Genomic DNA, 9,278 nt, shown 5'->3' with positions numbered 1-9,278 from the left:
TTGTCACTTTCACCTTGGTATTTTTTTTATTTAAGATGCTTATTAACATTTAGGTGATTATGAGGCTGAAAGATATTTAAGGATGATGATTGTAAGAGCATGGTATAGCGCACTGGGATTGGAACTGGATGATTATCCGGGATTGGTTCACTACCCTGAAAATTGTCGTTATATTTTAGACGTCAATGATTTTAACTTTGAAGGAGAATACAATAAATTACTGAATCGCTTCGACTACCTAGCTAAACTCGATACAAAAGCATATGGAGATGGCGACCGTAGCTTCGGCTGCAGTCGCGGGTAATTTATTTTTTACAGCAATGGCCTTTCTTATGGATGGAAAGGCCAGACCTTATATATCAAGAAGATGGTGAGCGATAAAGTATTGTTTTCAAGTAATCATCTGTTGCAGTAAACTCAGGGAGTTGGCCACTCATGGCCTGTGTTAGTGGAATAATCTTTGTCCTGACTCCCATCCCCCTGAAATCAACGTAACCATAATCACGTAAGACTTCCATGATAATCGTATTACGTGGTGATCGCTGACCTGTAACCATCTTTTCAATCGACATCGAATTATTCAGCGCCCCTGGGCTAATAACTTCAAATCGATTGCTATACAAGCCAATCTCTATCTCAACAAAGCGTGTCCAGTCACGATGAGCCAGTGCATTTACAACAGTTTCGCGAATAGCTTCCAGTGGATAATACCAGGTTGTTTCCCGACGTAGATGCGTATCGGGTAGAGGGGCCTCTGAAGTGATAAAGGGCATGATAGTTGACATCAAACGCTCAATCAATCCACCATCGATCAAAGCCTTTCCGGCTTCCTCAGTATCAAAACGCCCAACCATTGGACCATCCAGAATATCATCGAGTAACGGTTGGTACTCCTTATCCTCGCTGGCAAACGCAAAGACTCGGATATCTGGTCGATGCGAGAGTTCAACCATTTTGATTTTGAACTCAACGGGATAATTAGGGCTTTTTTTACGCACTGTGGTTAATGATTTCATGGATAGTGTCCACCATATTTGGTGTCCACTATCCTCTCAGGAATTTCAGGATCTGCCAGACGGTGCTGAGACGACGCTTACGAATGTTATACCCCCTGCTGCAGTGGAAAGACGTGGTGACAGATACCCCTTCCCCACATTCAGGCAGCAACTCTTTCATCAGTAGCAGGCGGGAATCAATATGAGCAGGATCGGTGTGGTTAAAACGATGAAGGAGCGATTTTGTCCGCAAAGAATCCGCTTTTATGGCGGGTTCAGCAGGGAAAAAGTAATCCCCATCTTTAAGACGGACACGTTCCACCCTGGTATCAGCGCAGGGCGGCAATTTATCATTCATTAATTCTGTTTCCTCCGTATGCAGCGTGGAGCCTTTCCTGTTACCGGTTTTATCCGGATGTATGCTGTCCCGTGAAGTGGCGGGCAAACTCACTTCTAAAAAATTACGGCCAGATCTTGTCATGCCTATCACAAAGTATCATAACCGAGCATTGTGTAAAGATGAAAACCGTCAAATTGAGCGCAATCGAGCTGCATGATATGATCAGAACCCTACTAAATCAGAAGTATTGGGTATGAGATTACTTTTGAGGAAGCACGTAAATGAAACGAGTGGTTCTGTTTTCATGTGGGAGCGCTTGTCGCTCCCTGAATAGTCCATGTGACAATGAAGATTAAACAGCATCATAACCAGCATGATGCCGTTGCATTTCTTGCATATCGGCAGACTACATCAGAACCCGGTAACCTTGGATGCTGGGATAATGGCAGAGAAGAGGCACTTACTGTATCTACGGTAAAAAGCGGTTTTGTCGATGAAGTTTTAAAGGAAACCCTCCAGAAACGCTGATGAAATTGCGCAGTTTCGCTGGCCTGATGCGACAACAACTCGCCAGTAGAATGGGTATTTCTTACAAATACCTGCGCAGCATAGAAGCAAACCCATCCAGAGCGAGCATTACTACACTTAACCATTATGCCAAGAAGTGTGGTGTTAAAAGCCCTTTGATTTATCTGTAAATAAGATAAAACATGATAATTTCATCAAGTTGCATGGTAATTTATCCAGGATCCATTTGTGTCCAGGACGTAAGTCTTCACAGCTGTCGAATCAATTCTATTTCGTAAGGCGGCTCACGTTTTTATGCCCTGAGCAGTGCTTTTCCGGCTGGAACTTTCCCCCACTCATTCACTGTGATTTAATATGCTAAACCGGTTTAATTAAGTTTAGCCTTGGAGGGTTTTAGCATGAAAGCAAAAGTTTGGGTTCTGGGCGACGCAGTGGTGGACCTGCTACCGGAGAGTGAAGGGCGCTTGCTACAGTGCCCTGGAGGCGCGCCGGCTAACGTGGCGGTAGGGGTTGCCCGCCTTGGCGGCAACAGCGGATTTATCGGCCGCGTCGGCGGTGACCCGTTTGGCCGCTACATGCGTCATACCCTGCAACAGGAGCAGGTCGACGTCAGCCATATGTATCTTGACGATCATCACCGCACGTCCACTGTGGTGGTCGACCTTGATGACCAAGGTGAACGCACCTTTACCTTTATGGTACGCCCCAGCGCTGACCTGTTCCTGGCTGAAGAAGACCTGCCACAGTTTGCCGCCGGACAGTGGTTGCACATCTGCTCCATCGCGCTCAGCGCCGAGCCCAGCCGCAGTGCTACCTTCGCGGCTATGGAGAACATCAAACGTGCCGGTGGCCGGGTGAGCTTTGACCCTAATATCCGCCTGGATCTCTGGCAAGATCAGAACCTGTTGCACGCCTGTCTCGACCGCGCCCTGCGTCTGGCGAACGTGGTGAAACTGTCCGAAGAAGAGCTGATACTCATCAGCGGGAGTAATGATATCGCGCAGGGGATCGCCAGCATCACTGAGCGTTATCAGCCTGAATTACTGCTGGTGACTCAGGGTAAAGCGGGCGTCATCGCCGCATTCCAGCAGCAGTTTATCCATTTCAGCGCTAAACCGGTTGTCAGCGTGGATACCACCGGTGCGGGCGATGCGTTTGTCGCCGGACTGCTTGCCAGCCTTGCTGCCAACGGGATGCCGGCGGATATCAATGCCCTGGAGCCAACGCTCGCTCTGGCGCAAACCTGCGGTGCCCTGGCAACCCTGGCGAAAGGCGCGATGACTGCCCTGCCATACCAGCGCGATCTACACCGCCAGATTTGATCCTAAATACCGTCGTACGCGGTCCACTTTGTTGCATCCATCACACTTATTAAACCGGTTTAGCAAAATCAATTTCAAAATGTTAAATGTCGTGCTTAACATTGCAACTAAACCGGTTTAGCAAAAACACACAATTTTTTATTTTCCTTTTGGGATGCAATCAATATGTTCAGAAAAAGCACACTCGCGGTTCTTATCGCTTTGCTAACCGGCGCCGCCTCAGCCCATGCACAAACGGATCTCAGCAGTATCGAAGCCCGTTTAATTGCGCTGGAAAAACGCTTACAGGATGCCGAAAACAGAGCGCAAACGGCAGAAACCCGCGCAGAGTCGGCAGAGAAGAAAGTACAGCAGCTCACGACACAGCAACAAAAAACCCAGGACAGCACTCAGGAAGTGGCTCAGCGTACCGCCAAACTGGAGAAAAAAGCCGATGAGAAAAGCGGGTTTGAGTTCCACGGCTACGCCCGCTCCGGCGTGATAATGAATGACTCCGGCGCCAGCACCAAATCCGGAGCCTACATGACGCCAGCAGGGGAAACCGGTGGGGCTATTGGCCGCCTGGGAAACCAGGCCGATACCTATGTTGAAATGAATCTTGAACATAAGCAGACCCTGGATAACGGGGCAACGACCCGCTTCAAAGTCATGGTCGCCGACGGTCAAACCACTTATAACGACTGGACGGCGAGCACCAGTGATTTGAACGTGCGTCAGGCCTTTGTTGAACTGGGCAACTTGCCCACCTTCGACGGGCCGTTTAAAGGCTCCACCCTGTGGGCCGGGAAACGCTTTGACCGGGATAACTTTGACATTCACTGGATCGACTCGGATGTCGTGTTCCTCGCCGGTACCGGCGGCGGTATTTACGATGTCAGGTGGAACGACAGCGTTCGCAGCAACTTCTCTCTTTACGGGCGTAACTTCGGCGATATTGCTGATACCAGCAACAGTGTGCAGAACTACATCGTCAGCATGAACAATTTCATCGGGCCGGTGCAGATGATGGTCAGCGGGATGCGGGCAAAAGACAACGACGAACGCCAGGATACCAACGGTAATCCGGTCAAAGGCGATGCGGCAAATACCGGTGTACATGCGCTGCTCGGGTTGCACAACGACAGTTTTTACGGCCTGCGTGAAGGTGCCAGCAAAACCGCCCTGCTCTACGGTCACGGACTGGGTGCCGAAGTTAAAGGTGTCGGCTCTGACGGCGCGTTACGCTCGGGGGCTAACACCTGGCGCTTCGCCAGCTACGGCACCACGCCACTGAGCAAGAACTGGTTTATCGCCCCGGCGATACTGGCACAAACCAGTAAAGACCGTTATGTCGATGGCGACAGCTACCAGTGGGCAACCCTCAACATGCGTCTGATCCAGGAGATCAATCAAAACTTCGCCCTCGCTTATGAAGGCAGTTACCAGTATATGGATCTCAAACCTGAAGGTTATAACGATCGCCATGCGGTAAACGGCAGCTTCTACAAGCTCACCTTCGCCCCGACCTTTAAGGTTGGCGACATCGGCGATTTCTTCAGCCGTCCTGAAATCCGTCTTTACACCTCGTGGATGGACTGGAGCAAAAAACTCAATAATTACGCCAGCGATGACGCGCTGGGCAGCAGTGGTTTTAAATCGGGCGGCGAATGGTCGTTCGGGATGCAGATGGAAACCTGGTTTTGATGGTTAACACCTGGCGACAGTAACCGCCGGGGCGACAAAATACGTTTCGTCGCCCCGGACACAATAACAACGAAGAGAATGCGCTCCGGCTACCACGGGACGACAACTCGAAAATCAATACGCATTCAGAGGGTACTATGGATTTTGAACAGATTTCCCGCTCGCTACTTCCGCTTCTGGGAGGCAAGGAAAATATCGCCAGCGCCGCGCACTGTGCCACACGCCTGCGCCTGGTGCTGGTCGATGACTCACTGGCCGATCAGCAGGCCATCGGCAAAATTGATGGGGTGAAGGGCTGTTTCCGTAACGCCGGACAGATGCAGATTATCTTCGGCACCGGGGTGGTGAACAAAGTCTACGCCGCCTTTATTCAGGCGGCAGGGATTGGCGAATCCAGCAAATCGGAAGCTGCCGACATTGCGGCGAAAAAACTGAATCCTTTCCAGCGCATTGCCCGCCTGTTGTCGAACATCTTTGTGCCGATCATCCCGGCTATCGTCGCCTCCGGCCTGTTGATGGGCCTTCTGGGGATGGTTAAAACGTACGGCTGGGTCGACCCGGGTAACGCCATCTACATCATGCTGGATATGTGCAGCTCAGCGGCGTTTATTATTCTGCCGATCCTGATTGGCTTCACCGCCGCCCGCGAGTTCGGTGGTAATCCTTATCTTGGCGCGACGCTTGGCGGCATCCTGACTCACCCGGCGCTCACCAACGCCTGGGGTGTGGCCGCCGGTTTCCACACCATGAACTTCTTCGGCCTTGAGATTGCCATGATCGGCTATCAGGGCACGGTGTTCCCGGTGCTGCTGGCGGTGTGGTTTATGAGCATCGTTGAGAAACAGCTGCGTCGCGTGATCCCCGATGCACTGGATCTGATCCTGACGCCGTTCCTGACGGTGATCATTTCCGGTTTTATCGCCCTGCTGATTATCGGCCCGGCTGGTCGCGCGCTTGGCGACGGTATTTCGTTTGTCCTTAGCACCCTGATTACCCACGCCGGTTGGCTGGCCGGACTGCTGTTTGGCGGTCTCTATTCGGTTATCGTCATTACCGGTATTCACCACAGCTTCCACGCCATCGAAGCGGGACTGCTGGGCAACCCATCCATCGGCGTCAACTTCCTGCTGCCGATTTGGGCGATGGCCAACGTCGCTCAGGGCGGTGCTTGTCTGGCGGTGTGGTTCAAAACGAAAGATGCCAAAATCAAAGCCATTACCCTGCCCTCGGCGTTTTCTGCCATGCTCGGCATCACCGAAGCGGCGATTTTTGGTATTAACTTACGCTTTGTAAAACCGTTTATCGCAGCCCTGATTGGCGGCGCGGTGGGCGGCGCGTGGGTGGTATCCATGCATGTTTACATGACCGCCGTGGGCCTGACGGCTATCCCTGGCATGGCTATCGTGCAGGCCAGCTCGCTGCTGAACTACATTATCGGGATGGTTATCGCCTTTGGCGTCGCCTTTGTCGTCTCCCTGGTACTGAAATACAAAACGGACGCTGAATAATGTCACATCCATCACGCCTGCCTGCGATTTTGCAGGCTGTTATGCAGGGCCAGCCGCGCGCGCTGGCCGACAGCCACTATCCCCGCTGGCACCATGCGCCGGTGACCGGGCTGATGAACGATCCCAACGGCTTTATTGAATTTGCCGGACGTTATCACCTGTTTTATCAGTGGAACCCGCTCGCCTGCGATCATAAGTTCAAGTGCTGGGGGCACTGGAGCTCTGCCGACCTGCTGCACTGGCAACATGAGCCGATCGCGCTCATGCCGGATGAAGAGTATGACCGCAACGGCTGCTACTCCGGAAGCGCCGTGGATAGTCAGGGCACGCTCACCCTGTGCTATACCGGCAACGTAAAATTTGACGACGGCAGCCGAACCGCGTGGCAGTGCCTGGCGACGGAAAATGCCGACGGCACGTTTACCAAACTCGGCCCGGTATTACCGCTGCCGGAGGGCTATACCGGCCACGTGCGTGACCCGAAAGTCTGGCAGCACGAAGGTCGCTGGTACATGGTGCTGGGCGCACAGGATTTGCAAAAGCGTGGCAAGGTGTTGTTATTCAGCTCAGCGGACCTTCATGAGTGGACGAGTCAGGGCGAAATCGCCGGTTATGGCATCAATGGCCTGGACGACGCGGGCTATATGTGGGAATGCCCGGACCTGTTTGCCCTCGGCGACCAGCATGTCCTGATTTGCTGCCCGCAGGGCGTGCCTCGTGAGAAAGAGCGCTATCTCAACACCTACCCGGCAGTGTGGATGAGCGGCGATTTCGACTACCACCGCGCGGTCTTCGAGCATGGCGAACTGCACGAATTGGACGCAGGGTTTGAGTTCTACGCCCCGCAAACCATGCTTACCAGTGATGGCCGCCGTCTGCTGGTCGGCTGGATGGGCGTGCCGGAGGGCGAAGAGATGCTTCAACCGACCCTCACCAACGGCTGGATCCATCAGATGACCTGCCTGCGTGAGCTGGAGTTTATCGATGGTCAGCTATACCAACGTCCTCTACGAGAGCTGAGCGCCCTGCGCGGCGAAGCGCACGGCTGGGCAGGGAACTCCCTGCCGCTGGCACCGATGGAAATCGTTCTACAAACCACTGGGGACGATATTTTGAGCCTCGATTTTGACGGCGCATTAATCCTTGAACGCGATGCCAGCGGGATCCGCCTGGCCCGACCCAGTCTGGCCAGCGACGAGAAGCATTATCGTTACTGGCGCGGAGACGTCCGCTCGCTGCATATTTTCATCGACCAGTCTAGCGTGGAGATTTTCATCAACGGCGGCGAAGGAGTGATGAGCTGCCGCTACTTCCCGGCCTGTTCAGGGCAGCTAATGTTCTCTGGCATCACACCGGACGCATTCTGCTACTGGCCGCTGCGAACTTGCATGGTAGAATAAGCGTTTTGCCTCAAGCTCATGGCGTCGTAATGAAAACTAAACGCGTAACCATTAAAGATATCGCCGAACAGGCTGGTGTCTCAAAAGCGACCGCCAGCCTAGTACTGAACGGTCGTGGTAAGGAGCTGCGTGTGGCGCAGGAAACGCGTGAGCGAGTACTGGCGATTGCCCGTGAGCAGCACTATCAGCCAAGCATTCACGCCCGCTCGCTGCGCGACAACCGCAGCCACACCATCGGACTGGTGGTGCCGGAGATCACCAACCACGGCTTTGCGGTCTTTTCACATGAGCTGGAAATGCTGTGCCGCGAAGCAGGCGTCCAGCTATTGATCTCTTGTACTGATGAAAACCCCGGTCAGGAGAGCGTGGTGGTCAATAACATGATTTCCCGCCAGGTTGACGGTCTGATCGTCGCTTCATGTATGCACAACGATGCCGACTATCTTAAGCTCAGCCAACAACTGCCAGTAGTGCTGTTTGACCGTTGTCCTAATGAAAGCCTGCTGCCGCTGGTGATGACTGATTCGATTACCCCAACGGCGGAACTGATTTCCCGCATTGCACCTAAGCATAGCGATGAGTTCTGGTTTTTAGGCGGTCAGTCGCGTCTGTCGCCTTCACGCGATCGTCTGACCGGCTTCACGCAGGGTTTGGCTCAGGCGGGTATTGCACTGCGCCCGGAATGGGTGATTAACGGTAACTACCACCCGAGCTCAGGCTATGAGATGTTCGCCGCACTCTGCGCGCGACTTGGGCGGCCGCCTAAGGCGCTGTTCACTGCCGCCTGTGGACTGCTCGAAGGGGTACTGCGCTATATGAGCCAGCACCATTTACTCGACTCAGATATCCATCTGACGAGCTTTGACGATCACTATCTTTATGATTCGCTGTCGCTGCGTATCGATACCGTACAGCAGGATAACCGCCAGTTGGCCTGGCACTGCTATGATCTGATAAGCCAATTGATCGAGGGCGATACGCCCGAAACGCTACAACGCTACCTGCCCGCAACGCTGCAGTTTAGGCATCAGTAATAACTGAGCATTTTTGAATACCCTACAGAGGTGAAATCTGGTGCGAATCCAACAATCAAAAATCAATATTTGTAGTGATGTGATGCGGAAAGGTCTTCACTGCATCAGTAATCACACCAATCGGGTTAAACGGCAAACTGAGTGGTGGTAAAGACTGACACCGGCATTATTACTGTCACTGTGGAACATCACTCCGGCGGGTTTACCGCAAGCTTCCCACGCAATTTCCAGCGCTTTGATGTCAGCTTGCTGTCCGGTGAGAATGACATTGCCCAACCCTCAAGTTTCCTTGCGAACAGATCGAGAACAACAGCAAGGTAAGCCCAACGCTTGCCTGTCCAGAGTAGAGTAAGAGGCAGGGCGTAGTCGGACTATTTCCCTGCCTCTCCTCCCCGAACCGGACGTGCACCTTTCAGCGCATCCGGCTCTCCATTTAAATGCTGGCGAACGCCATTGCCACTTCTGTAA

At 52.9% G+C, this 9,278-nt stretch carries 8 protein-coding genes and 2 pseudogenes; 7 read left to right on the top strand and 3 right to left on the bottom strand.

The genetic code is table 11. The annotated features are described in order from the left end of the window. A pseudogene (locus AB7E14_RS15410) lies at positions 1 to 304 on the top strand (YagK/YfjJ domain-containing protein); the annotation flags it as partial. A gap of 55 nt (positions 305 to 359) precedes the next feature. Here the strand turns inward: AB7E14_RS15410 and AB7E14_RS15405 are convergent. Together AB7E14_RS15405 and AB7E14_RS15400 are read right to left on the bottom strand one after the other, a co-directional pair. Next, positions 360 to 1,016 carry an ATP-binding protein gene (locus AB7E14_RS15405; protein ID WP_003029581.1) on the bottom strand — a complete coding sequence of 219 codons (657 nt, stop codon included), beginning with the start codon at positions 1,014 to 1,016 and terminating at the stop codon, positions 360 to 362. 28 nt (positions 1,017 to 1,044) lie between these two features. Then, a complete protein-coding gene (locus tag AB7E14_RS15400) occupies positions 1,045 to 1,353 on the bottom strand; it encodes a maltose acetyltransferase domain-containing protein (RefSeq protein WP_003029582.1) in 309 nt (102 codons plus the stop codon). Positions 1,354 to 1,862: 509 nt separating this feature from the next. Between AB7E14_RS15400 and AB7E14_RS15395 the strand changes: the two genes are divergently transcribed. The 6 genes from AB7E14_RS15395 to AB7E14_RS15370 all read left to right on the top strand — a co-directional run bounded on the left by AB7E14_RS15395 (position 1,863) and on the right by AB7E14_RS15370 (position 8,810). Next, positions 1,863 to 2,033: a helix-turn-helix domain-containing protein gene (locus AB7E14_RS15395; RefSeq protein ID WP_077258089.1), complete on the top strand. Its 171-nt coding sequence runs from the start codon at positions 1,863 to 1,865 to the stop codon at positions 2,031 to 2,033. 228 nt (positions 2,034 to 2,261) lie between these two features. Then, the gene (locus AB7E14_RS15390; protein ID WP_003029584.1) at positions 2,262 to 3,185 is read left to right on the top strand and encodes an aminoimidazole riboside kinase; all 924 of its coding nucleotides are present in this window, start codon (positions 2,262 to 2,264) and stop codon (positions 3,183 to 3,185) included. Between the two features lie 165 nt (positions 3,186 to 3,350). Further along, entirely contained in the window at positions 3,351 to 4,868 is a 1,518-nt protein-coding gene (locus tag AB7E14_RS15385; protein ID WP_003029587.1) for a carbohydrate porin, read from the top strand. A 137-nt stretch (positions 4,869 to 5,005) separates the two neighbouring features. Beyond that, positions 5,006 to 6,376: a sucrose-specific PTS transporter subunit IIBC gene (locus tag AB7E14_RS15380; RefSeq protein WP_000345204.1), complete on the top strand. Its 1,371-nt coding sequence runs from the start codon at positions 5,006 to 5,008 to the stop codon at positions 6,374 to 6,376. Continuing rightward, complete coding sequence (locus tag AB7E14_RS15375; protein ID WP_048998074.1) at positions 6,376 to 7,776, top strand: sucrose-6-phosphate hydrolase; 1,401 nt, start codon at positions 6,376 to 6,378, stop codon at positions 7,774 to 7,776. Before AB7E14_RS15380 ends, AB7E14_RS15375 begins: the two co-directional genes overlap by 1 nt. Before the next feature lie 29 nt (positions 7,777 to 7,805). After that, entirely contained in the window at positions 7,806 to 8,810 is a 1,005-nt protein-coding gene (locus AB7E14_RS15370; protein ID WP_003029591.1) for a LacI family DNA-binding transcriptional regulator, read from the top strand. A gap of 165 nt (positions 8,811 to 8,975) precedes the next feature. Here the strand turns inward: AB7E14_RS15370 and AB7E14_RS15365 are convergent. Next, positions 8,976 to 9,163 (bottom strand): annotated as a pseudogene (locus AB7E14_RS15365) (DDE-type integrase/transposase/recombinase); the annotation flags it as partial. Between the last annotated feature and the right edge of the window lie 115 nt (positions 9,164 to 9,278).

This window comes from Citrobacter sp. (assembly GCF_050252275.1).
GTDB classification, from domain to species: domain Bacteria; phylum Pseudomonadota; class Gammaproteobacteria; order Enterobacterales; family Enterobacteriaceae; genus Citrobacter_A; species Citrobacter_A amalonaticus.
Note: the sequence above shows the minus strand (reverse complement) of the source record. Positions and strands in the feature narration are given on the sequence as shown.

What these genes read in the sequence shown, in the direction of transcription:
- AB7E14_RS15405 (WP_003029581.1), bottom strand. Translation starts at nt 1,016, where the DNA reads ATGAAATCATTAACCACAGTGCGTAAAAAAAGCCCTAATTATCCCGTT.
- AB7E14_RS15400 (WP_003029582.1), bottom strand. Translation starts at nt 1,353, where the DNA reads ATGAATGATAAATTGCCGCCCTGCGCTGATACCAGGGTGGAACGTGTC.
- AB7E14_RS15395 (WP_077258089.1), top strand. Translation starts at nt 1,863, where the DNA reads ATGAAATTGCGCAGTTTCGCTGGCCTGATGCGACAACAACTCGCCAGT.
- AB7E14_RS15390 (WP_003029584.1), top strand. Translation starts at nt 2,262, where the DNA reads ATGAAAGCAAAAGTTTGGGTTCTGGGCGACGCAGTGGTGGACCTGCTA.
- AB7E14_RS15385 (WP_003029587.1), top strand. Translation starts at nt 3,351, where the DNA reads ATGTTCAGAAAAAGCACACTCGCGGTTCTTATCGCTTTGCTAACCGGC.
- AB7E14_RS15380 (WP_000345204.1), top strand. Translation starts at nt 5,006, where the DNA reads ATGGATTTTGAACAGATTTCCCGCTCGCTACTTCCGCTTCTGGGAGGC.
- AB7E14_RS15375 (WP_048998074.1), top strand. Translation starts at nt 6,376, where the DNA reads ATGTCACATCCATCACGCCTGCCTGCGATTTTGCAGGCTGTTATGCAG.
- AB7E14_RS15370 (WP_003029591.1), top strand. Translation starts at nt 7,806, where the DNA reads ATGAAAACTAAACGCGTAACCATTAAAGATATCGCCGAACAGGCTGGT.